Raw genomic sequence first — 23865 nt, forward strand, 5'->3', positions numbered from 1 at the left:
CGAATTCATGTGCAATTGAATGACAGAGAGAGCCTGGAGTATTTCATCGAAAATCCGTACATGCAATTGCTGGTGGACGCGACATTCGCCATCCAAATCCATAGCTCGTGTCCATAGCCATGCACCCCGAGTACACCTTCATAGCTAGCCCCCAGCCGATATACTTCGCCATTGAGCCGCAAAACGGTTCGCAGCGGCAAACCCGCAGCCATTATCCATTCAATCGGAACTCGGTCCAGTCGCCTAGACGGTTCCTGCTTCCATGGCACCATTATTTTCTGCTGGTCGCCTTTACGTAATCTATGGAAAGACGGGGAAAAGATTGATATACTGTTTCTGCATGCGTAAGTAGATAGATGGGGGCATGAATATGTTTGCGAAGCGACTGAAGCAGATGCGGAAGAAGAGGAAATTGACCATGCAGGAAGTGGCCGATTTTGTTGGCGTTGCCAAAAGCACCTATGCCGGCTATGAGTCGGGTTACCGCCAGCCGACGATAGAGTCCATACAAACGATATCCCGTAAATTGCGTACGTCGGCTGATTATTTATTAGGTCTTACGGATTACTCCGAACTGCCGGCGGAGGTTAACCATAATGCAAAAGAATACTTAAACGTTGAGCAGCTTCATTGGGACGGCGTCCCTCTGGAGAAGGACGATCTCGATCTTATTCGCAATCTGCTCGACCGCGTGCTTCGTGACCGGGGTTTAACCAAAGAAGAATAACCCCTCCTTACTATATAATGATGCTAACGCAGCAAGATCTATGAACAGGTCAGTTAATGGTCAATCACACCATTAACTGACCTGTTTTTATATGCAGGACAGCTATACCCGCCGCTGTGCCCCAATAACCGCGATTCAGCAGTCTCTCCTCATTTATACTAAATCGATTCTACTGTGCAACAAATTGCCGCGATGTGCATATAATTGTCGCGAAGTATCGAATTAGCAACTCTTGTATCCGCTTTCACAACTTCTGCTAGGGGATTCGCCTTTGCTTCGGCTAGTTCCGAGATGTCATTCTATTGGGTGGTCATGTGCAAATAAGGAGGAATAATGGCATGAACAAATGGTTGAAACTCGTCACCTTGGCCGTTATGCTGCTTACGTACGTTTCTTTTTACAACTTTTGGCCGGCTCGTGCCGAGGCTAGTTTCTCACACTATATTACGCGCAACGGAGATACGTTGATGGAGGGGACAATCGCGTTTCGTTTTATCGGAACCAACCAGCCTTTACTGAATAGAGCATGGACGGATCCGTCTGAAATCGAGGATGCGATTCGCTCGGCAAGCAGCTCAGGAATTAATGTCGTCCGCTTGTATCCGTTTGAAGTGTCAATGGGCAGCGATCCCGCAGGAACTTACCGTCATGTGATGGGACCTAACGAATACAATGAAAGCGCATTCCAGTTGCTGGATAAAATTGTGCAACTGGCAAACCATTACAATGTTCGGCTAATCGTACCTTTCGTCGATAAGTATAACTACATCGGAGGAATTGCCGATTGGTCGGCTTTCCGCGGGAAAACGGCGAATGATTTTTGGAGCGATCCGACCATAAAGCAGGACTTCAAAAATTTCATTAAATTTGTGGTTCAGCGGATCAATACGTATACTGGTGTTCCATACAAAAACGATAAAGCCATTCTGGCCTGGCAGCTGGGGAACGAACTTCCTTCCACGGATAGCTGGGTAAGCGAGATGGCCGCGTATGTAAAGAGCCTCGATTCCAACCATCTTGTAGCCGATGGAGGATATGTCCGTGCACAGGGAATAAGGACCAATGCACTGAATGACAGCCATATCGATATTATTGTTCCGCACATTTACAGCTATCACAATGTCGACATGGTTACAAAGCTCAATGAGTGGAGAAATAGCACCAAAGGAAAAAAAGCGCTGATCATTGGCGAATTCGGTGACTATTCCCCGGCGGATACGGAACAGCTGCTCGACATCGTTCAGAACAATGGAACATCAGGCGCCATGGTCTGGGGCAGCATGCATCATCACAAGATGGGCGGATGGCATTGGCCTCCGGTCGGAGAATGGTCCTATTTGCGTTATCCCGGTTTCGCAACCGGCGGTTGGGCGGACGAAACGGCCATCATCGATCTGCTGCGCAAGTATGCCTACTCGATGAAAGGCTTGGCCGTTCCTCCTTGGCCGGCACCCGATGCGCCCGTGATGTTCCCTGTCGATTCCGTGCATGCCCTCTCCTGGATGGGTGTTTCCGGGGCAAGCACTTATGACGTTGAACGTTCGACAAGTCCCTCCGGCCCATGGATAACTGTAGGCAGCGATGTGACGGATGATATTACCACACCGCGTCATCATACGTTTACCGTACCGATCTTCGGCGATGCATCTGCCCAAGAAGGCACAAGCTATTACTATAGGGTGAAAGCAAAAAACGAGCACGGTACCTATTCCCCGTACTCCAACATCATCGGTCCAATTAAGGCGAAAAGCGGGGTTATCGTCGACGCAGAAAGCAGCGGCTATACCGAGACGGGAACCTGGGGGACTAGTACGCTAGGCGGTAGTTACGGCGGCAGCTCGCGTTACAGCAGTACCATTGGAAGTACGGCTACGTGGAGACCGAACCTCACGACGCCGGGATACTACAATGTGTATGTCCGATATCCTTACCATCAGGGTTCAACGAAGTATGCTCAATATTCGATCTATCACAATGGCGTGACGAATACCGTAACCATCAATCAGACGACTATAGCGGGCGGTCAGTGGCGCCTGATTGATACGGTATATTTCGCTGGCGGACCGGAAGAATATGTGAAGCTCGAGACCGCTCAAGGCGGATCCAACAGAGCCGATGCGGTCATGTTTGAACCGCAGAGCTTTGGCGACAGCTTTCAAAACAATAGTTCCGGCAGTTGGACCTCTCTGAGCGGCAACTGGTCTTTAACCAATGATGTCAGTCACGACAGCATTCCCCAAGACAATAAAGTGTTGAAACAATCGGACACAGGCATTGCCGAAACCGTTATCGATTCGACTTACTCCAACGCCACCATAACCGTAGCCTTAAAAGCGTATGACAATCATATGGCCAACGCTTCTGCCGGCTTAGTTGCCCGGGCAAATTCAGATTTCTCCTACATGTACACCCTGCGCATCAACTATGATCAGAATAAAGTCCAACTGTACAAGAAACTGGGCAATAGTTGGACCAACATCGGGGAAGCGAATATGATAGCCACTCCAGGCACTTGGTATCTGCTTAAGCTGGAGATGAAAGGAAGCTCATTAAAAGCCTATGTGGACGGCGTGAAAAAAATCAGCGTTAGCGACTACAGCTTGACCAACGGGAGCATCGGTTTGCGGACGTACGATCAGACGGCTGTCTTCGACAGCATCGTTGTTTCGACGAACTGATCCGAATACTTAACGTCCACTCCCCGCCCGCGTAATGAAATATTGCCAACAAAATAAGCTGCCGGCGACGGCAGCTTTATTTTCATACCCTTATGTTTTCCATTGTCACTTCCCCGAATAAAAAAACTACGGCTGACCAATCAACGAACCAAACTCTAGCGGACCCAGATGACCTTTATTGGATAAAAATAGCCTCTTTTCATTTCTAACGGACGGAGGTGACGCTAAGATAGCCAATTTATACATATAAATCCTCTCCTTTTAGAATAAGGGTCACCCTTGTCCGTAAAATGATCATACAAGCAATTTGGGGACAGATAAGGACTTTTAGGTCCGTTACACTTGCATGCGTCATCGCTGTTTGTTAATTGGTCAGCCGTAGAAAAAAAGGGCGCTTTTTAGTATTAGTAGGCGATACCCACACGTGATTTTATAAAATCGCTGCTTTTTATCTGGCTATATGTAAATTCTGCTGCATCCGACACGGATATTTCAACTCCGCCTTCCGGCAAAAAATTACGGTCTACACGATATTTACCTACACTTTCTCCATCCGGCAAATACGTAGGACAGATAATAGTCCATTCGAGTGTTGATTGTTTTAGCATATCGTAAACTTTATGATGTTCTTCTGCTGCACGGACTGACTTACGCTTTGATTCACTTGACTGATAACGCAGTGAATCTGGGGTGGTTCTACTTTGCAGGATACCAGCAGTTCCTATAGTTATAATTCGTTGTATACCTTCGTTTTGCATTGCTTCGATAATTAGAGGCATACTTTCTGATAGAGTAGTTGTCCCATCAGTATTTAGTGCGCTAATAACTACATCAATCCCATGTGTTGCACGCATGATATCATCTTTATTTAAAACATTACCTTGAATCGTCTTTAAATTTTTATTATTTATTTGAATCTTCTCTGGAGTACGAACTAATACCGTAACATGATGTCTGTCATGAAGGGCATAAGTAACGATTTGACCTCCAACTCGTCCAGTTGCACCTAAAATTAATATATTCATGAGAACGAACCTCCTCTTGCGAAAACAAATATTACTCTATACTTTAAAAGTTATTATATCGTCTTTTTCAACTAGTGGGCAGGATAGTGCAACTTCCCAACCATTGGAATCGTTTTGGAATAAACGAAATAAAATGATTATCTTGGAAGGAAAACTTGTAATTCACCTTATAAATCTGACTTTACAAAAAGGACTGTCCGGGAGGGTTAATGAATGAATTATTCGTTAAGGACAATGATTGTCGGAATAGCATTAATACTTATGGGGATTTATATTCAAAATGATCTAGAAAACCATTTTTATGAAAATGACTATTTGCTTGTTATTACTGGATTCGTATTAGTAATTGTAGGGTGCTTCAAAGAAGCCATCAAAACAATAATCGTTAAGCAAGAAAAGAAAGATAACGATAATTGAACACCAAATGGGTTGCCGCATGGTAGTTCTTTGTTACGCTCTAATGGGGAACGATAGCGTAATAATTAATAAGCTGCCTTCATTATAATGACAGTCTTGTTGAGCTAACGGGCAGTTTAGCGTGGGATACAAAATGAGGCTCATCATGAGCCTCATTTTGTTTTATACCATTAAATAAACTGCATTTTATTAATATAGATTTTTAGTTATCTTTTGCGTTAAATGTTCAATTTTCGGTTTCATAACCGCATCATCAACTGCCGAAAGCTTATCAGGTTTAAACAACTGAACTTTCTTTAATATATAATAATCATTTAAAATCTGTTCAATCGTTAATTGATTTGTCATCAGGTATTTCACATTAAACATACCACGAAGAATCTCATCTTGCGCGATAAGCAACTTGCCGCTAACATCATTAAAAATCCCTTTTTGAATACCTTCCACGTAAAAAGATAATAGATACTTTTCACGCTGCTTCATGGCTTCATTGAATCGATCGTACCATTCAAGATAGCTGGTTTCGAGTTCCTTAATAAAGTTGTCTGTGAAATAAACGACTAACGATATAGACTGCTCAAATATTTGTTGGAATCGAGTGCCGAAACTTTGATCGGATTCTAAATGCGAATTGGTCAATTCATTCATATATTCAATAAAACCGGCCACGATAAAACCGATTATTTCTTCTTTCGTCGAGAAATACTTATATAACGTCGCCCTGCTAACTTCCATTACTTTGGCGATTTCCTCCATTGTAGCGGAATGAAGTCCATTCTTTCGTAAATAGGGAAACAGCTTCGTAATAAGCTTAGCTCGGATCTCGTGTTTTTTGTCAGTGTTCAAAACATTACCCCCTCACATCTATTATACCTGTTGCAAGCAAAAAATCATACATAAACTACAAAGTAGACACAAAACTCATATTTTGTTTACCTTGTAATTTTTATATGTTATGATGATCAGCGAGGTTAATTAAAATAAAAGTGAGGTAGTCCAAATGAAAACAAGAAAGCTTGGCAACAGTGGAGTGGACATTTCTTCGATCGGATTAGGCATGATGGGTATGTCTCCGGGCGTTTATGGCGTGATTGATGATGAAGAATCCATTAAAACCATTCATCGAGCGCTGGAACTTGGTGTAACGCTTCTGGATACTGCCGATACCTACGGGAACGGACACAATGAAGAACTTCTCGGCAAAGCGCTTAAAGGACGGAGAGAGCAAGCTATAGTTGCTACCAAATTCACTTTTGGACCGAACTGGGAATTCATCGGTGGTCATCCTGATTACGTAAAGAAAGCAATTGATGAGAGCCTTCGTCGTCTTAATCTTGAATATATCGATTTATATTATCAGCATCGCGTGGATCCAAATGTCCCAATTGAAGAAACAGTCGGCGCTATGGCTGACCTCGTCAAGGCTGGAAAGGTAAAGTATCTTGGGCTTTCGGAAGCTGACGCATCGAATATTCGTCGAGCGCATGCCATGCATCCTATTACTGCTCTTCAAACGGAATACTCCCTTTGGAGCCGTGACGTTGAAGAAGAAATAATTCCCGTTGTTGACGAGCTGGGTATCACGTTCGTGGCTTATAGTCCTCTTAGCAGAGGTTTCATTACTGGCGATCTTCGAAAACCGGAAGATTTTGAGCCCAATGACATGCGTCAATACTTGCCACGTTTCCAAGGTGACAACTTCCAAAAGAACGTTGATGTCGTGGACAAGCTCGTAGAAATCGCAAAAGAGAAAAATTGCTCGGTTGCTCAACTGGCAATAGCTTGGACAGTAGCGAAAGGCGCATTGCCGATTCCAGGTACGAAACGCCGCAAGTATCTTGAAGAAAACGTTGCTGCAGTCGATATTGAATTTACATCCGACGATTTAGCCCGCCTTGATGCCGTTAGTCCAGCATTTGGTGGACGTTATCCCGGAATGTAATACCAATAAAGATTCATAAAAAAATAAGACAATCCTGCTATCTTAATTAAGTAGGATTGTCTTTTCTATTTGTTCTCTAAATCATAAAAATCATTTACGTGTTGAACTAACGAGGAACTATAGCTTAATGTACAATGCGGCAGCCGGTATACGATCGGATGCAGTTCGCCATTGAAGTAACCGGCAGTATAGTTCAAGATATAAACTTAAGGAAGATAGTACTGTACTAATAGAGGAGCTGGTAGTAATGAGTAAAAATTCGGAAGAATTCTTTAGAAGAATGTTGCATTTCTTACCGTCAACTGAGGCTGCGTATAAAGAATCAATCGCGCGGTGAGGTGCTAGAAACTATCATAGTTGAGGGCATCTTCATGCCTGAAATAATTAAACTATTAAGAGAGGAAAGAAATTTCAATCTGTTAGAAAGTATTTTTAAATATTTTGAAGCAGTATCTAATGACGAAGATACTAACTTAATGAACCTTTTTTCAGTTACGGTTTTGGAGATCCCTCGGGAATGACAAATCGATTCTAGGGACTGCACGAAAATACATGGGATCAAAAACTATTGAACTTCAAATAGAAGCTGATAGAGGTTTAGGTAGAATCTAATTAGCTTAAATGCAAACAGACGTATCGCCCGCTTTGCGGACATGTTTGAATTTATTTGTTCATTTATGATAAAAAAGAAGGAATTATCCTTGTCAAAGTAAATCCCTATGGTCGTCCATTCGGCAAGATCAGATCATTACGCTAGCGGGGGACGATAGTTAAACATAAAGTTTCCACATATTAGACATGCATAATATGTAGAACTCTTTATTTTATTGATTTTCTTTAGTTTAGGACTTGATAATTATCCGTCTGACACTTTATTTCAACGAACATTAGTTGCTCAACACAAAAAGCGCCGTAAAGGCACAGCTAAAGCTGTGGTCTCTACGGCGTGTTCTAGTACTGTAATGGTATACGATGAATCCTAGGAATCATAAACGTCAATGTCAACAAGCTTGCCGTCAACATAAGTAAAATCCATTTTCGATACACCAAAACCTGCCATCGTTTCCGATACTTCCATCACTTCCAGGGATAGTGCTGTCCATTGTTTTTTCTCCATTACACTCCACCTCCTTTCATGTCCGATTTCTGCCGTTTGAGAAACCGATAAGCTATCTAGCAGCACATAAGTATATTTGAGTGAGGCTTTCAGTCTGCTCCGGCTTTAGTGCCGAAGAATCCTAAGAATCATAAACATCGATGTCTACGAGCTTGCCGTCAACATAAGTGTAGTCGATTTTCGATACGCCAAATCCTGCCATTGTTTCGGATACTCCCATCACTTCCAGCGAAAGAGCTGTCCATTGTTTTTTCTCCATACCATCACCTCCTTTCAAGTGCCCTTTAAATTCCTAAATCAACCTTTTGAGAAAACGATAGGCAATCAAGCTGCGCATAAGCAACTTTAAGTGAGGGTCATCAGCCTGCTCGGGCTTAATTCCCGAACTTACCTTGCTCATCGATTCCTTCACCTGCATCAGATCCAAGTAGCGGGAGGCCTGCTCATCCCTGCATAGTGTACGAAGCTCTTCTTCTATCGACGGCCAGCGGGGAATAATCCGATGCACCCAATCCATGCCTTGAACGCCGCGAGTCCGCTGATTCAATCGCACCTTGTCTGGCAGAATATGATTCGTTGCTCTTCGGATAAGAGAACGCCCAAAGCCATCCTTCACATATTGCTCCACGGGAATCGACAGGCAAAATTTGATTAGACGTATATCGCTGGTTGCATCCCGTTCCCATATTCCCAGCCGGTAGGATGATTTTGCCGAAATGGTACCTTGCATGCTTAATACCGCCTGATTGCTGAAATAATTCTCGCGTTCTCTCAGCATTTGATAGGTTGACTCCCGCAAACCGACATCATACTGCGACAGCTTCTCATATACCCCGGAGCTCTTTGCAAAATCAGCCTGAATGATGGAAGGCACTCCCGGTTGAAACGGAGACCCTTTCTCTGGAAAAACCTGCTGTCTAATCGCGCGAACGATCCGTTTCCGGCCGATGCCCAATTGCTCGCCGTACATCGTAATCTCTCGGTATAATTGGAGCCATTGCAGCTTCTTCACCAGCATGCTGTAATAACCGACAGCTGAACCCCAGGATATCGAGTAATTCCCTCTGGCGCCCGTGAGCAAGACACCTATTCCTTGACTCGCCGCTTCTTCATGGATACCTTTCACCCAGAATGCATTTTCGAAATTTTTGTAAGGTCCTTCCAAACCGTCCATCCATTCATCAATCTCCGTAAAAGGACTTATCCCCGGCAAATCCAATAAGTTCGCCTTGATATTTCCCACATAATCGACGATGGACTGAATATAAGGACTTTCATCCGCAAACATGCTTCTGGGCGTCCAATCTTTGAAATCCCGCTCCGGAATATAGCTGAAGGCATGCAAGCTCTTGCCTTCCTTGGCGAGCATCCTCGCAGCGAACCCTGACACCGAGCCGGAATCAAGTCCCCCGCTAAGGGTGACTCCCACCTGCTTGAAGGTACGCAGTCTCGAGCGAACGGATTCCAGAAAAATGTCCTGAAAAGCCTCCACATATTCGTCATCAGAGCCTAAGGTAAGGCTCTTATCCGGCATTAATGAGCCATACTTTGCAACCGTTAGCTTCCCCTCTTGCAAAGTAAACGCGTGTGCCGGAGGCAGCTGCAAAACATCTGCATAATAGGTCGTATGGACATCGACAGCATCCAAGAGCGTCGGTATCGCCAAAAATTCGGCAAACCTCTCTTCGCATAGTCTCTTTTCTATTCCCGCTAGGGAGAATAGCGGATGGATTACACTGCAGAACGAGAATTGATTCGAACTCCGGTGATAATACAGTGTCCTGCTGGCAAGCTGATCTCTCGCCCCAAACAGCAGCTTTCTGCTTTCGTCCCATATAACGAAAGCGAAGTCTCCAATTAGATAACGCGGCGTCTCCGGACCCCATTTGCGATAAGCCAGCAGAATGAGCTCGCTGTCCGTTATCCCGCTTCTTCTGTCCCGTCCAATCTCAAGCTGCTCGAACAATTGCCCGCGATTGTCAATGATTGCATCGGCGGTTATAACCAGTCCGGAATGCTCATCCCGAAAAGGAAGGCGTTCATTAACCGATTCCGGCGTTATCCATTGAGACCGGCAGCCGAGTAGAACCGACGCATCTTCCCATGTTTCAAAGCCATCTCCGGGAAACTGCCGTACGGCTTCCATGAAATCGGCAGTTCCATCTTCTGGATGCAGCGGCCTATCGAATTGTATAACACCGGCAATAACGCTCATGCAATCACACCCTATCGACTTATGATTCATTACACCTATTTCTTCCTTGCCCTCTTAACGATAAAGAAAGCTTCCTCTGTGAACTTAAACCTTCTTTATCTTTAAGAAGGGCCCTTATACGTTATAAAAATATAAGGGCCACGAAAATAACCGGACTAGCAGCAAGTCGTCCTAGGAATCCTCCGCATGGGGGTGACCATTATTGTTACCTTTACCATTTCTGTCAGGATACACTCCGTTTTTCCCACCCATGGTTGCACTGACATCAAGGAGTTCCAACGTCAGCGTCTGCCATTCTTTCTTCGTTTCCTTTGTCATTTGTATCACCTCCTTTCATATGGGGCGTTATGAGAATTGCCTTATGAAACGGTAAACAATTAAGCTCTGCATTAATAATCTTGCATTCGGATCAAAGGCTAATTCAGCTTTGGGCGAGTTTCCAATTTTCGAAAGCGATTCTTTAATTTGTTTCACATTTAGAAAATACGAAGCCCCAGTATCACCACAAAGCTGATGAAGTTCTTCCGTAAAAGCACTCCACGATGGAATCATGCGATGGATCCAGTCCGCCCCCTGCACACCCCGAACGCGAAGATTGAACCGGACTTTATCGGGCAAATAATTTTCGGTCGATCTTCGAATCAAAGAACGGTCCATACCATTTTGGACATACTGTTCTACAGGCACGGATAAACAAAATCGAACCACTCTGGGATCACTGGTCGGATCCCTTTCCCTGACGGCATAGCGTAACGATAATTTCGTTGATGACGTCCCCTGATGGTTTAAGAACGACAAATTTTCGAACTGATAGATTCTTGCCGCAAATTCGTTCATTGAAGAATCGGTTAATCCGACATTATGGTTTTTAAGTTTATCGAAGACTTTGGTTCGTTCCGCTAGATCCGGATTAATTAAATGCGGGATATCCGGCGAGGGCTTCGAGAAAAAAGCCGGAGCCGGAAATGCCAGTTTGCCGATTATGGGCAGCAACCTTGATCTCCCGATTCTCATATTTCTGCCATAAAGCTTCAGCTCATGGTAAAAACGCAGCAAACGCAGCTTTCTTAAAAGCTGAGCGTAGTAATCCAGCGCCGGGCCCCACGAGATGGAGTAATTCCCGCTCCCTCCATGCAACAAGACTCCGACTCCGTCCTTCTCCGCTTGCTCGAGAATCCCTTTGATCCAGAATGAATTTTCAAAAAACTTGTAAGGCGCCTCCATCAGCTCGAGCAGGTCATTCATTTCCTCAAAGGAGTTGCGACCCGAGAAGTCCAAATCGTTGTGCGCGATATTGCCTACATGCTGAACCGTGGCCCCGATATAAGGTCTCTCATCGGCAAGCAAGCTTTTCGGTGTCCAATCCACAAAATCAGTGGGAGGGACATAACTGTAGGTTTGTAATGTTTTCCCTTCCTGCCGCAACGGGTTTGCGGCAAAGCTTACGACAGCCCCCGAATCCAATCCTCCGCTTAAGCTTGCACCAACACTCCGGTATGTCCGGAGCTTCGATGTAACGGCTTCCTGAAAGACTTCACGAAATGCTTCTTCGTATTCGCCGTTTGTTTTTAGTTTAAGATTCCCGCCAGGCTTTATGAATGTCCCGTATTGCTCCAATGCAAGGTTTCCGTCCGCCACCGTAATCGAATGGCCGGGAGGAATTTGATCGATATGATGATAAACCGTGGAGTGAACATCGATCGTATCCAAAATGATAGGGATCATGAGAAACTCGGTCAACCATGACTCATTCAGTTCCTTCTTGACACCGGAAATAGTAAACAGCGGATTCATCACCGTGCAAAAAGCAAACTGCCCGGAATGATGATAATAATACAGCGTTCGATTTCCCGACAGATCACGCGCGCCGAAAAGATGGCGTTTTTGCTCATCCCATATGATGAATGCAAAGTCTCCTATCAGGTATCGCGGAGCTTCCCTCCCCCATTTCAGGTACGCCGCCAAAATAAGCTCGCTGTCCGTCATCTGTTTCCGCCGGAAATGCTCCACCTGCAACCGGTTAAATAATTCCTCCCTGTTGTCAATGATCGCGTCTGCGGTAATGGCGAGCTTATGTTGTTCGTCGTAATAGGGCAGCCGTTCTTTAGTCGATTCAGGTGTGATCCATTGCGCGTGACAACCTAAAAATACGAAACGGTCATGCCAAACCCGCACATCATGGGCAGGGTATTTTTGCAAGGCTTGCATCATATTTTCGATCGTTTCGACAGTTACAGGTTCTTCATTACAATTAAACACACCGGCTATCGCACTCATCATTGCTCCAATCTTTTCTAGTTATATATAATAGCGTCTGGGGTGACCGAACTAACTGTTAACGCCAGTTTGATAGTTGAGCAGTTGTCTGAACTTTCCTTTGGCCTCTTGAGACAGCTGTTTATAGCCGCCTTGCTGAATAACCTCGCCCTGCTCTATGACAATGACCTGATCCGCATTGCGGATGGTCGATAGTCGGTGCGCAATGACGATAATGGTCATGCTTCCCTTAAGACGGTCAAGCGCCTCCTGGATCAGCCGTTCGTTCTCGCTGTCCAGCGCACTGGTCGCTTCATCCAGTACGAGAATGGAGGGACGCTTTAATATGGCTCTCGCGAGTACGATCCGCTGCCGCTCTCCCCCGGACAACCGGATACCCCTGTCACCGATGACCGTATCCAAACCTTGTGGCAGCATGCGTACAAATTCATCGGATATTGAGAATTTCAAAGCGTCCCATAGCTCGGTGTCCTTGGCATCAGGGTCAACCAGCTTCAAGTTATCCCGAATGCTTGCATTGAAGAGAAAAGGATCTTGCGCCACATAGCCTATTGCGCTCCGCAGCGAGAGAAGCTGCTTCTCGTCTCTCAGCGTAACGCCGTCAATCAGCACTTGCCCTCTCTCCGGTTGAATAAGCCCCATGAGCATATCAATCAGCGTGCTTTTCCCCGCACCGGACATACCAACGACAGCCGTCATGCGATTCGCAGGAATATAGACGTTAATATCACGCAGCGCAAACACCGGCTCTTTAGGGTCGTACCGGTAATTGACTTGTCTGCATTCGATTCCTTCCTGCAATTGAAATGGCTCTCCCCCGTCCGAAGAGCCTGACAATATGAGCTCCTTCTCCTGCACATATTCCTGCTGCAGCTTACGCATCGCTTTGAAAGCAGGCAGATTGGTCGCCAGCTGTTCGATATTCGACTGAATCCCGATAAACCTCGGCCACAGCCGCGAGAAGATGAGGACAACCAGAATCAATTGCTCAGCCGGCGTGTGGAAGACCTCTAAAGCTAAATAGACGAATCCGGCAATAAGCGTTAAGGAAGAGATCCGGTAGATGAACTGGGACAAAGAATTGATTCGTACTAATTGGATAACGTTGCTCTCCAGCTCCTTGCTCATGTTGTTGAACCAACCGATATGGGAGCGTTCCAGCCTGTTGCTCTTAATATCCTTGATGCCGTTGAAATGATCGCTTATTCCTGCAAAATAGCTCTGAGACAGCTCCGATGTCTTATCGCCAATATGTCCCGCCTTCTTAATGAACTTGCGCGAGAATAGAGCGAGTATTCCGCCGCTTACAAGCACAACGGCCGTTAACAACGGAGACAGCCAGAAGGCCAGGCCGATTTGAATAACCGTAAAAATAATGCCCGTGACCATCTGCAGGAAGAGGGAAGTGCCGTAGCTGACCCGTCCGAGCTCGTTCACCATGACATGATGAAAATCCGACTTCCGCTTGCGGAGGAAGAACTCCCATTTCGCCCCAAGCAGCCCCTGATACGTTTCCGTCCGGAGTGAACGGACGAAGCCTTGCAGAATCCGTGAGTTCAACACCATCTGGCTTCGCTGAAGCAATGCTTGTCCTCCTACGATCATCACGTATATCGCAAGTACGGCCGGCAAGTTTAACTCAATCGACGATGACTCGATGAATGCGAATAAGGAAGAGACAAGCGGCACTTCATCCATATTCATTTGAAATACGCCTATAATGCTAAGCATAGGAACGATCATATAGATTCCAATGCCGTCCAGACAGCTGATAACGAATGTAGTGAACATATTGAGGTACAGACGGAATCCTGAGACCTGGCGCATTTTTCGTATAAAATAGAATAAATCCTTCATGAGAAAAACCCCTAATGCGGATTACCGCTCAATTGGCGACAGATCCGCAGCTTCTGTGTGATTCCCGAATACGGCAACGACAGCATAACGTTCCAGTCTTTCATTGCCGGTTACATAATACGACCCGCTGCGCAGCCAAGCGTGAGCAATCATTTTCCCCGTCTCATCCCTGCCGCTGCCCAGATAGAGCGTACTCGCGATTCCTCTTCGCCGCAGCATCTTCATCGCCGCGACAGCCTTGACCATGCACTGACTTTCCCACCATGTGACGCGGCTCATCGCATGAACGGCCTTGGATACCTTGCGGTGGATGAGATCCTGCTCCATCGTGCTCGTATACGGTGTCTCCCTCATATGCTCGCCAAGAGAAGGAGCTACTTTTGCGAATGGCAGCAGCTTAAGCACCCTCGCCAAAGCTAAGTAAAAATAAGCCTCCGCATACATCAGCTTCAAGTCTGCAGGATAAGCTATAAATCTCTTAACTTTTCTTATCGCTTTCCTATACAAGTTCATTATTCCTTTCTAACTTGTATGAGTCCTTCGGATTTAAGCTGCTGCAAGAAAGTACGAACTTGCTGTTCGCAATCTCCAGGCTCTATCTCATATTCGGTTACTAGTTGCTTGACCATATCTTTTATGGATACAGGGGATGCCATCAGCTCCCACACTCGGCCCCCGAGCTGGCCTAGGTTGTAGTACTTGCCGTTCTCGATGCTCAGCATGATCTTCTCCCCGTTCATTTCGCTTACGAGGTAACCATCCGACTGTACAACAAGTTCGTTAGCGATAATAATATCAACGCTCATGAAATAACAACCTCCCTCTTATTAGTCAGACTGACAATTTGATCAACTAAGCTAAAGGCAGAGAAACCGTCTGCCGGGCGGCGGAGCTGGTACACCGGGAGCCCGGAAGCAAGCCGGGCAATCGATTGAAATTGCCATTGCTGCAGGTTCAACAGATGGAGAAGGGAATTTCGATAGGTATGCACATTTAAGACATGAAGCCCTTCTAATCTGTTATAAGCTTTAAGAGATGGTTCTGGTTCGGAAGCTTTGATAAGCTCAACTACCCCGGCGAGAGGGAGAGGCTCTCTGCAAAACTGGGACCGTATAGGCACCGCGTATTTGTTAACCCTTTGGTAAATCGATGAATAGTTGTGAGAATGCAGTCCCAATTGTTCTATGCTTTCCTCCCACAGCTTCTGCTGCGGATAGGACGGATAGACAATAGCTGCTGCCGAATCATGGGATAAGGAGACCGCGATAACGTCATCCGTCATTAATGGATATCCAGCGCGTACAAACGCAGCGGCAAGCGTCGATTTGCCGGCACCCGATTCCCCGACTATGGCGTAAACCTTCCCGTCAATGACGACTGCGCTCCCGTGCAGGGGTAGAATCCCTCTTTGCATGAGCAGTACGCCCATACAAGTTCCGAGCAGGAAAAGCCGAATCTTCGCCTCGTCCGCTCCCGGGTACGGGATTACCGTGATATGCGTACCGGATGTAATGCTGTAAATGGCTGTTTCGGGTACATGAAAGAGAAATCGACCGTTATCGAAGCGGTAGTTGGCCGTTGTCAATTGATCCTGGCAATCTTCCTGCGGTGGATTCAATTCAATTTCTACATCAAATTCCGAAATAATTCCGTGTATTTCATATGCTTCAGGCAGAACAATTTTACTTTTAATGTTCAAACCAAATATTCGATAATAATTCAGAGTAAACACCCCGTTTAGCAAGTCGTATAAATATTGTATCTATTTATACTATTCGTATTTAAAATTCATTTTATGTCTCTATTTTCTAAATAAAAATTAATTATTTATGATATTTCTCCAAAACCATAGAAACGGCCGGAGCGGAACATATAGAAAATGAAATGGTTTATATAGCGGCAGCAGAGACATATCTTTCACGTTAGGTTCCAGGTGATTCAGAAGATACCTCGCTCTCTGCCTGCCTGTCATTAGTGATAGAGTGTACCTGAAATAATGCCAAACGACGCTTTTCTCCGGAACCGGATTTAATTTAACGATCTTTTTGATAAAAAACAAAGCTGTTTTCGCTAGCCGAAGAGCCTTCTTATTATTCGTCACTTGATTCATAGAATGAGGAATCTTTGAACCAAGCAGATTAGAGGCTAATAGGAAAGCCTGCCCCGTGAAGGATTGTCCACCGTACTGTCTAAAATAATCATGCATTTTCCCGCTATCTATGTTAGGCATTAAACGATCGATATCCATTAACCAGCGCAATCGGAACCAGGCATGCCTGGCACCGTGATCAGCAAGATAATAGAGCAGGTCTTCATTTCCTAAGCAATGAAATTCCCGATTCAATAAAAGTACTTTATCTCTGCGTCCCCACAGTCGATTGAATGAATGAGAATCACTGGAGTTAGGATTTAATCGCCAATGCATTTCAACTTGTACATTATGTTCTTTATGACGGTAGGAAAGATGATGCATCTTCTCTTTCCAATTATGATTTAATGAACGCTCATCCTCTAATTCATATCCAAGCCGTGTCATAACTTCCTCTGCTCTTTCCACATCTTCGACCTCGAGCAGAATATCCAGATCCTTGGAAGTCCTATGCGACATATCACCGTAAAGTTGAATGGCCAGAGTAGGACCTTTCAACAAAATGGTGCGAATACCGCCCTCTGATAGTTCTCCGCAAATCTTATTCATCTCTTTGGTCAGCTGCATCATCTTAAGGATATTGGAATTGTAATGATAGCGGAGCAGCTCCATCATTTCGGCAGGAATAAGAGATGAACGGATTTGATTTAGTTTCAAGTAAACGATCGGATAAACACGATGATGCAAGGTTAATTCCATGAATGAATCCCACTTCATATTTGAAGCGTATTCTCGTATCCTCTTCTCATCCAACTCTTGAACGTCGCGCAGAATGAATAACAGAAATGATAATTCATTCGAAATATCGCTTAAATCAATTTTCGCTGCTTTTTTCATGAAAGAACCCCACTATCATTAGAATTACAATTGCATGACAGGAATTTGCTGTTTAACGCCTTGATTCAGGCTCGGGCGTCCGACGGAATAATAAACGAATGCTGTTCCGAGCAAATCTTCCTCATTAAACACATTGCGTCCGTCGATCAGAATGGCCTGATTCATGACGGATTGCAGCAGATTCAAATCCACTTCCGCGAATTCATCCCATTCCGTTAGCAAACAAAGCGCATCGGAGTCCTGAGCGGTATCAAGTGCCTGACTGCACCATTTGACTCCTTCCTTACCGTATAAAGCCTTGAAGTTTTTCATAGCAATAGGATCGTAAGCTTTCACCTTCACGCCGTTCTCTACCAAATATTGAATGATTTCAAGAGCCGGTGAATCGCGGACGTCATCGGTATTCGGCTTAAAGGCCAACCCCCATATCGCGACCGTCTTACCTCGCAGCTGTCCATTAAAGATCGTCTCCAGCTTGCGGATCACATTAAACCGTTGATCTTGGTTCACTTCCACAACCGACCGCAGCAGCTTGAACTCGTAATCGACGTTACCGGCAATTTGGATGAGCGCTCTGGTATCCTTTGGAAAACAGGATCCTCCATAGCCGATTCCGGCTTTTAGGAACGACTGGCCGATCCGCTTATCGTAGCCCATCCCTTCCGCAACCTTCGTTACGTCTGCGCCTACCTTCTCGCAAATGTTCGCAATCTCGTTGATGAACGAAATTTTCGTAGCGAGAAAAGCATTGGATGCATATTTAATCATTTCAGCGCTGCGGATATCCGTCACGATGATTTGCTCCGTCAGCGGCCGATGCAGCTGGGCCATCGTATCGGCAGCACTTGGGTTATCTGCACCGATGACGATCCGGTCCGGATTCAGCGTATCCATGACGGCAGAACCTTCGCGCAGAAATTCCGGCAGTGAAATGCTGTCGAACGGCTCGGAGGTGCGGGAGCCGATCAGCTCCCGGATTCGTTCGTTCGTTCCGACCGGCACCGTGCTTTTTACAGCGATAATTTTATAGCCGTTCATCGCTTCGGCGATGTCAAGGGCGGCTTGATTGATATAGACCATATTCGCCTCGCCGCTTGGCATCGGAGGCGTTCCGACAGCCAGAATGATAATGTCCGATTGACGCACTGCTTCGTTCAGATCGGTTGTGAAAGCGAGCTTTCCGGCGGAGCTGTTCTTGTCCGCCATTTCCTTCAGCCCCGGCTCATAGATGGGAATCTCGCCAGCCTGCAGCATCTCGATCTTCCCAAGATCCTTGTCGACACAGATGACCTTATTCCCCAGTTCCGCATAACAGACACCCGATACAAGCCCGACATAGCCGGTGCCAATGACCGTAATGTTCATTCTCATCACTCCTTCTTCTAAAATAAGTCACCTACACCGTGCATAATTGCATAATTTCATTCCAATCGAAGGCAAGCCGTACGATGTCTTCTTCAATAAGCTCCGAACCGGATTGCACCTCAATGATGTCCATTTCCGTCTCCGCCCGCAAACTATGCTTGCTCTGTTTCGATATAACGAGCACATCTCCGGCCTTTACCGGGAACCGCTTATCGTTCAGTATCATCACCCCGTTGCCGGAAACGACGGTCCATACCTCGTTTCTTAGCAGATGGTACTGGTAGCTTAAATTTTGGCCTGGGCTTATGCATATCCGTTTGGTCAGCACTTCATTCCCGTCGGGATATTTCAAGTAATCCAGCACTCTGTAACGGCCCCAACGCCTCTCTTCGTACATTGGACGTTGTTCCGAGTGTTTCATGACCTCTTTGATCATCGGGCTTGATGCCTTGTCCGAGACGAGAATGCCATCCGGACTCGCAGCGACGACGACGTTGGGTAAATTAAGCAACGTAATCGGAATATCCAGTTCGTTGATAATATGCGTATTGAATGAACCTTCGGTAATGATTCCTTTGCCGATCAACGGGGTCGCAATTTCCTCCGTCAGCGTGTTCCATGTCCCAAGATCCTTCCAATCCCCATCGTAGGGCAGCGCGACGATAAGATTGGCTCTCTCCACAACCTCATAGTCGAAGCTGTTCTTCGGAAGCTTGTCGTACTGCTTCACCATCTCGTCGTATTGAATCGGAAGCCCGTGCGCAAGCAGGATATTAATAATGAAATCCAGCTTGAATGCGAACACGCCGCAGTTCCAGAGTGCTGCCTGCTCAATCATGGCCGCCGCTTCTTCTTGGCGGGGTTTCTCCCGGAAGCTCTGTACATTCATATATGGCGCGTCATGCGCAGTCCCGCTTTGCGGGACGATATACCCGTACTTTTCGGAAGGATAGGTTGGTTTTACCCCCATAAGGGCTAGATCCGCACCCGACTCGTTCAACACCTGTTGCAGTTCTTTGGCCTTGTGGAAGAATGACTCCTCGACGTAAGGGTCGACCGGCATAACCACGACCGTTTCATTCAGGCTGACGCCTTCAACCGAATACAAGTAGGTAGCCGCCAGCGCGATCGCAGGATATGTATCCCTTCTTTCCGGTTCGACGATCACATCAATCTCGCTTCCCAGCTGGTTGTAGATCATTTCCACCTGCGGCCTGCTCGTTGCGATCAAAGCATGTTCGCGAAGTCCGGCACTGGCAATCTGCCCCCAAACCCGCTGTACCATCGACTCAAACTGACCTTCCGAATTTCTGAGCACCTTCAAGAACTGCTTGGACCTGGAATCGTTCGACAGCGGCCACAGGCGTTTGCCCGAGCCTCCTGAGAGTAGAACAATTTTCATGGTAACTCCTCCTATTTATAGTAGTTAACTGATTAGCGAAGCGTTCGAATTTGTTGTTTGCCCCTCATTCTTCACAATCAATTGGGCGGAACCAATGCCGCTTGTCCATGTATGATAATAGTTGGAGTTCTTGCCGTAAGAATTGTCCAGCAGCGTATTCGGCTTGTCCATCAGGCAGGACAAGATGTGGCCGTGGAGCCTTGACGTCTGCACCGTCCGGTAACCGCTGAAGCGCTTGACTGCTTTATCCACCAGATAATCGGTGTACCTGCCCCAAATCGCCTGCATCGGCAGCGGAGTGCTGCCTTTCTTAATCATTTTGACAATGAGATTAATCGATTTCTGCTCCACCCTGTTGTACAGGGATGCCCAATCCAATAAATCGCCGCGGCCCGCGGATTCGAGCTGCTCCTGCTCCGTCGTTTTCTCGATATCCGTGCGGAAGAAGCAGAGCAAATCTTTGTCGGGGCTGTCTTTATGCTGGATCGGCCATAGTTGATGGGCCATGTCAGGCGATAAATAAACGTTGCATCTATGGAATTTCTCGGTTGCTGCGCTATAAGACAACGTGTCGCGGACATAGAGATGAATATCTTTATGTCCATTGAATATTTGAGCCGTCCGGTCGAATTCAGACTCTTTTTTGTAGAATATCGTCTGCGGAAGCATCACGATCCGGTGGTGCGGATAGCTGGTAATGATTTTCTCGCGCAGCTTCTGATGCGCCGGATACAGGTCGCCGAAGTTCCCTCCTCCATGCAGCACGATAATATGATCTTTCGGAATCTTGAGCGAATCGGGAAAATCAAGCACGCTGTAGCGTGCATGGACGCGAATATTATAGTCCTTGAAGAATGCCTCCGTGCCTTTCATAATGAGCAAGTCTCCGCCGTTGCTGTGAACAGGGATATCGATATAGTAAATGTTGGAGCCCGGCGGAATAACATCCGAAATTTGGCCCAGCTTTTTTTTCAGTACATCCATAGGGTGATTATTCTTGCTCTGCATGATAGCCCTCTCCTTTACCATTTTTTTAACTCATTTACTGCTGAGATCGTAATAAAATTGGGACCGTTCCCCTAACATCACCTTGTAGATGTCGTAGTTGGTCGCCATGACCTCTTTCAAATATTCCTTATAAGGACGGTCGGCGACATTCACGAGGCCTGAGTTATAGCGTTCTCCCCAAACGCCTTCCCAGTACCTGCCCAAAGCAGCTTGGTCCACGTAATTGAACACATGAGCGCCCACAACGTTGTCTAGACCGGCCGCCGCCTCTACATAATTCCGGTAACGCGTTCCCCTCTGGGACTGATTCACGGCCGAATTTTTCAGGAGCGGATCCAATCCTTGTTCCGTCGTTCCGAAACCGAATTCGCTGATCAGAATCGGTTTGCCGCCTGATTTCGTGTACACTTCTTTCAAAAGACCGGGATCCAGGTTATAGCTGTAATAGTTGATACTGATGACATCCACGTATTTCCCTTCCACCTCTGCCATAACGCTCCGAAGCTTCTCATTCTGGAAAGGTGTCGTTAACCAACGGTCTCCGAGAAGAAGATGATTCGGATCATATTTGCGGTAGAGCCGCGAGACCGTTCCGTAGAACGTATCCAGGTAATACCTGAAAAATTCGTCCGTATCGCGCCAGGCCGCCGACGTCCCCAGCGGCAGCTCCGCCTCCTTCAAATCTTCAAAGGATTCAAAGCTTGTCTGCCACTCGCTGTTGAATTTGTTTATGTCTTGATATTTGTCCTTCAGCCTTTTAACCCAGTGTCCTTTGATCGCCGCTTTGCTTGCCTTCAGCTTCGGCACCCCAGAATAAAACTTGTGGAAATCGTATTCGTTGTCGATGAAATACCCGATTAGCATCGGATCGTCCTTGCTCGGCTTGACTGCGCTGGCAAACGCCTTATCGATCTTGGATTCCGCATCCGGCGCAAAGATATCGAATATCGAAATTCCGTCTATCTTAGCCCAGCTCATGCTGCCGAGCGGAAGCATCCGCACGTAAGGCACGTTGTTCTCACTGCCGTATTTGTCGGGTGAGAAGCCCCCTACGCTGTTAAATCCCCATTTTTTGATGCGCAAGACCGCCTCCGAATAGATCGCATGCTCGGTTGGAACTACCCCTGTTTTCCGGTATTTGTTCGCCAAGTAGAACGAAAAATTATCGGTCCCGTTATAAGCCGTTTTATATTCCTCTTGAATAGATGGAATCGATTCGAACAGCTCCTCCCGCCCCTTAACCATCGTAAAGGTTTCATTGGCTGTAAGTGCGTTCACGCCTAAACTGAAGAAGAGATTTCCTTCCGGCGTTGTCATCACTTTGCGGCTTCCCATCTGCTGGATGGAAAAAAAACCTTTGTTCTGCAAGCCGTATTTTGCAGCACTGCCTGCCAGACCACCGAAACGGTCCCGGCCTGAAGGAGGCGTTAAACCGGCGTAATAGGAGGCGTCAGCCTCGGCATCCGCTTCCAGTTGCTGATCGGTTATCACCTTCTCGGGAAACTTAGCCGATATCATTTGACCGAATCGGTCCACTTGAATATTATTGCTGGCGTTGAACGTATACTTACGGATTGGACTTGGATCCATGCCATCCTTGACCGCATAGGTTTCTAGCACGTTATAACCGGTGAGCTCGAGCGGTTCGGAATAGAGCTGGAAAGTGAGCCCTTTATTCAATCGATAATAAATCTTTGCCCCGCTCGAAACCGTGGTCAGTACAGTATGCAGCGATTCGGTGCTTCTAGTTGACTGGACCTTCACGGAAGCGGTGCTTCGATTGAAAGTAACATTCGAAACTTGGGGCGACCAAGCCTTCGATCCGTACAGCTCGATCTTCAAATACCTCGTGCCCGCCGGCAGCGACGAAGCTTCGTAAGCGTACTTCTGCCAATTGGATACGGGATAGCCTACCACATAGGCCTCGGCAGAAATTTCCGTATAATCCTTTCCATTCGCCGAGCTAAGGATCCGAAGTTTCTCCATGGCATGTCCAGTGAAAAAGTAGCTGTCAACCATAAAGGAAGAAATATCGAAATCCGTATGATAAGTGATGCTCCCAGGCTTCACCGTGGTACGTGCTATCCGATGCAAATCATTGCCGAAGTAATAAGGCGTATCTTTCGCAATATAAACACTCGATTTAGTGTAAAGCTGCTTGAAATTGTCGAGCGGATCAAGCAATCCGACTGCCGTATCCAAAAAACTTTCAGGAGTATAATGGTAGTCGGAAACCCTGCTTGCCGCTTTTTTGCCCGAAGCCGATTTTTTCACGGCGGTAATCTTTAATTGGAGTTCGTTCACTACTATAATCGGTGAAGCATAAAGCTTGCGCGTAAGAGACGTTCTAGGGTCGCTGCCGTCCGTGGTGTAATAGACGGTGTCGCCGGCAGCTGCCCTTTCCAACATGACCATAGTGCCGTAAGGGACGGATCCCGAAGGCAGGTTGGCCGTTACGCCTAATGGACCATTCAGCACCGCTTTCCCGATTACCGGCGATTTAGCGATATCGCTGCCAGTGAATTCGATTTTCAAATATTTGGCGTCCTTGCGAAAGTTTCGGAATTCATACACGACCAAATTCACGTTTTCCCCGTCATTGTAAATTTGCGGAGTCACTTCTTCATAATCCATACCATCGTGGGAGACATAAAAATTCGGCCGATTGTACGGCCCGTTGTCAGCGCGATAGTACGTATATAAAGAAAAAGAATCTAGAGGACCGTTTGACCGGTAGGTCATGTATTCCTTAGACCTGAAACTTCGGGTCACCCGGGTAGGATCATCGGCCCCGTCATATTGTTGCAGAGAAAGAGTCTCCGAGCGTTTGTAAACGTGACTCCAATCCG

The 23865-nt window shown here is 46.3% G+C and carries 21 protein-coding genes; 5 read left to right on the plus strand and 16 right to left on the minus strand.

Annotated elements, in window-relative coordinates:
- The first annotated feature begins 107 nt into the window (after positions 1 to 107).
- The 3 genes from V8F51_RS24045 (at position 108) to V8F51_RS24055 (ending at position 3405) form a co-directional block, all read left to right on the plus strand.
- A complete protein-coding gene (locus V8F51_RS24045) occupies positions 108 to 299 on the plus strand; it encodes a hypothetical protein (protein WP_337103049.1) in 192 nt (63 codons plus the stop codon).
- Positions 300 to 370: 71 nt separating this feature from the next.
- Positions 371 to 727: a helix-turn-helix domain-containing protein gene (locus tag V8F51_RS24050; RefSeq protein WP_337103050.1), complete on the plus strand. Its 357-nt coding sequence runs from the start codon at positions 371 to 373 to the stop codon at positions 725 to 727.
- Positions 728 to 1065: 338 nt separating this feature from the next.
- Positions 1066 to 3405, plus strand: a complete 2340-nt coding sequence (locus V8F51_RS24055) for a golvesin C-terminal-like domain-containing protein (RefSeq protein ID WP_337103051.1) — start codon at positions 1066 to 1068, stop codon at positions 3403 to 3405.
- Between the two features lie 404 nt (positions 3406 to 3809).
- Here the strand turns inward: V8F51_RS24055 and V8F51_RS24060 are convergent, their stop codons facing one another.
- Positions 3810 to 4430 (minus strand): NAD(P)-dependent oxidoreductase, encoded by a 621-nt coding sequence (locus V8F51_RS24060; protein ID WP_337103052.1) that lies wholly within the window; start codon positions 4428 to 4430, stop codon positions 3810 to 3812.
- Between the two features lie 213 nt (positions 4431 to 4643).
- Between V8F51_RS24060 and V8F51_RS24065 the strand changes: the two genes are divergently transcribed.
- Positions 4644 to 4847 carry a hypothetical protein gene (locus V8F51_RS24065; protein WP_337103053.1) on the plus strand — a complete coding sequence of 68 codons (204 nt, stop codon included), beginning with the start codon at positions 4644 to 4646 and terminating at the stop codon, positions 4845 to 4847.
- A gap of 189 nt (positions 4848 to 5036) precedes the next feature.
- On the opposite strand, the gene V8F51_RS24070 is transcribed toward V8F51_RS24065, so the two are convergent.
- Positions 5037 to 5693 (minus strand): TetR/AcrR family transcriptional regulator, encoded by a 657-nt coding sequence (locus tag V8F51_RS24070; protein WP_337103055.1) that lies wholly within the window; start codon positions 5691 to 5693, stop codon positions 5037 to 5039.
- A gap of 154 nt (positions 5694 to 5847) precedes the next feature.
- Here V8F51_RS24070 and V8F51_RS24075 point away from each other — a divergent pair, with 154 nt between their 5' ends.
- Positions 5848 to 6789, plus strand: a complete 942-nt coding sequence (locus V8F51_RS24075; RefSeq protein ID WP_337103056.1) for an aldo/keto reductase — start codon at positions 5848 to 5850, stop codon at positions 6787 to 6789.
- Positions 6790 to 7768: 979 nt separating this feature from the next.
- Here V8F51_RS24075 and V8F51_RS24080 read toward each other — a convergent pair.
- The 14 genes from V8F51_RS24080 to V8F51_RS24145 form a co-directional block, all read right to left on the minus strand.
- Positions 7769 to 7906 (minus strand): paeninodin family lasso peptide, encoded by a 138-nt coding sequence (locus tag V8F51_RS24080; RefSeq protein WP_337103057.1) that lies wholly within the window; start codon positions 7904 to 7906, stop codon positions 7769 to 7771.
- A 121-nt stretch (positions 7907 to 8027) separates the two neighbouring features.
- A complete protein-coding gene (locus tag V8F51_RS24085; protein ID WP_337103058.1) occupies positions 8028 to 8165 on the minus strand; it encodes a paeninodin family lasso peptide in 138 nt (45 codons plus the stop codon).
- Between the two features lie 33 nt (positions 8166 to 8198).
- Positions 8199 to 10121, minus strand: a complete 1923-nt coding sequence (locus V8F51_RS24090) for an asparagine synthase-related protein (protein ID WP_337103059.1) — start codon at positions 10119 to 10121, stop codon at positions 8199 to 8201.
- A 171-nt stretch (positions 10122 to 10292) separates the two neighbouring features.
- A complete protein-coding gene (locus V8F51_RS24095; protein ID WP_337103060.1) occupies positions 10293 to 10439 on the minus strand; it encodes a paeninodin family lasso peptide in 147 nt (48 codons plus the stop codon).
- A gap of 27 nt (positions 10440 to 10466) precedes the next feature.
- Positions 10467 to 12398 carry an asparagine synthase-related protein gene (locus tag V8F51_RS24100; RefSeq protein WP_337103061.1) on the minus strand — a complete coding sequence of 644 codons (1932 nt, stop codon included), beginning with the start codon at positions 12396 to 12398 and terminating at the stop codon, positions 10467 to 10469.
- A 51-nt stretch (positions 12399 to 12449) separates the two neighbouring features.
- The gene (locus V8F51_RS24105; RefSeq protein ID WP_337103062.1) at positions 12450 to 14255 is read right to left on the minus strand and encodes an ABC transporter ATP-binding protein; all 1806 of its coding nucleotides are present in this window, start codon (positions 14253 to 14255) and stop codon (positions 12450 to 12452) included.
- A 21-nt stretch (positions 14256 to 14276) separates the two neighbouring features.
- Positions 14277 to 14699: a lasso peptide biosynthesis B2 protein gene (locus tag V8F51_RS24110; protein WP_442956481.1), complete on the minus strand. Its 423-nt coding sequence runs from the start codon at positions 14697 to 14699 to the stop codon at positions 14277 to 14279.
- A gap of 68 nt (positions 14700 to 14767) precedes the next feature.
- Positions 14768 to 15061, minus strand: coding sequence for a lasso peptide biosynthesis PqqD family chaperone (locus tag V8F51_RS24115; RefSeq protein WP_337103064.1), 294 nt, complete (start codon positions 15059 to 15061; stop codon positions 14768 to 14770).
- Positions 15058 to 15954, minus strand: a complete 897-nt coding sequence (locus tag V8F51_RS24120) for an ATP-binding cassette domain-containing protein (RefSeq protein ID WP_337103065.1) — start codon at positions 15952 to 15954, stop codon at positions 15058 to 15060. The genes V8F51_RS24115 and V8F51_RS24120 overlap by 4 nt, the downstream gene beginning before the upstream one ends.
- Positions 15955 to 16074: 120 nt before the next feature.
- Positions 16075 to 17241, minus strand: coding sequence for a nucleotidyltransferase domain-containing protein (locus tag V8F51_RS24125; protein ID WP_337103066.1), 1167 nt, complete (start codon positions 17239 to 17241; stop codon positions 16075 to 16077).
- 24 nt (positions 17242 to 17265) lie between these two features.
- Entirely contained in the window at positions 17266 to 18606 is a 1341-nt protein-coding gene (locus tag V8F51_RS24130) for a UDP-glucose dehydrogenase family protein (protein ID WP_337103067.1), read from the minus strand.
- Between the two features lie 31 nt (positions 18607 to 18637).
- Positions 18638 to 20008, minus strand: a complete 1371-nt coding sequence (locus V8F51_RS24135; protein ID WP_337103068.1) for a sugar phosphate nucleotidyltransferase — start codon at positions 20006 to 20008, stop codon at positions 18638 to 18640.
- Between the two features lie 24 nt (positions 20009 to 20032).
- Positions 20033 to 21016, minus strand: coding sequence for a polysaccharide pyruvyl transferase family protein (locus V8F51_RS24140; RefSeq protein WP_337103069.1), 984 nt, complete (start codon positions 21014 to 21016; stop codon positions 20033 to 20035).
- A gap of 30 nt (positions 21017 to 21046) precedes the next feature.
- Positions 21047 to 23650: a chitobiase/beta-hexosaminidase C-terminal domain-containing protein gene (locus V8F51_RS24145; RefSeq protein ID WP_337103070.1), complete on the minus strand. Its 2604-nt coding sequence runs from the start codon at positions 23648 to 23650 to the stop codon at positions 21047 to 21049.
- Between the last annotated feature and the right edge of the window lie 215 nt (positions 23651 to 23865).

This window comes from Paenibacillus sp. YIM B09110 (assembly GCF_037167145.1).
GTDB lineage: Bacteria > Bacillota > Bacilli > Paenibacillales > Paenibacillaceae > Pristimantibacillus.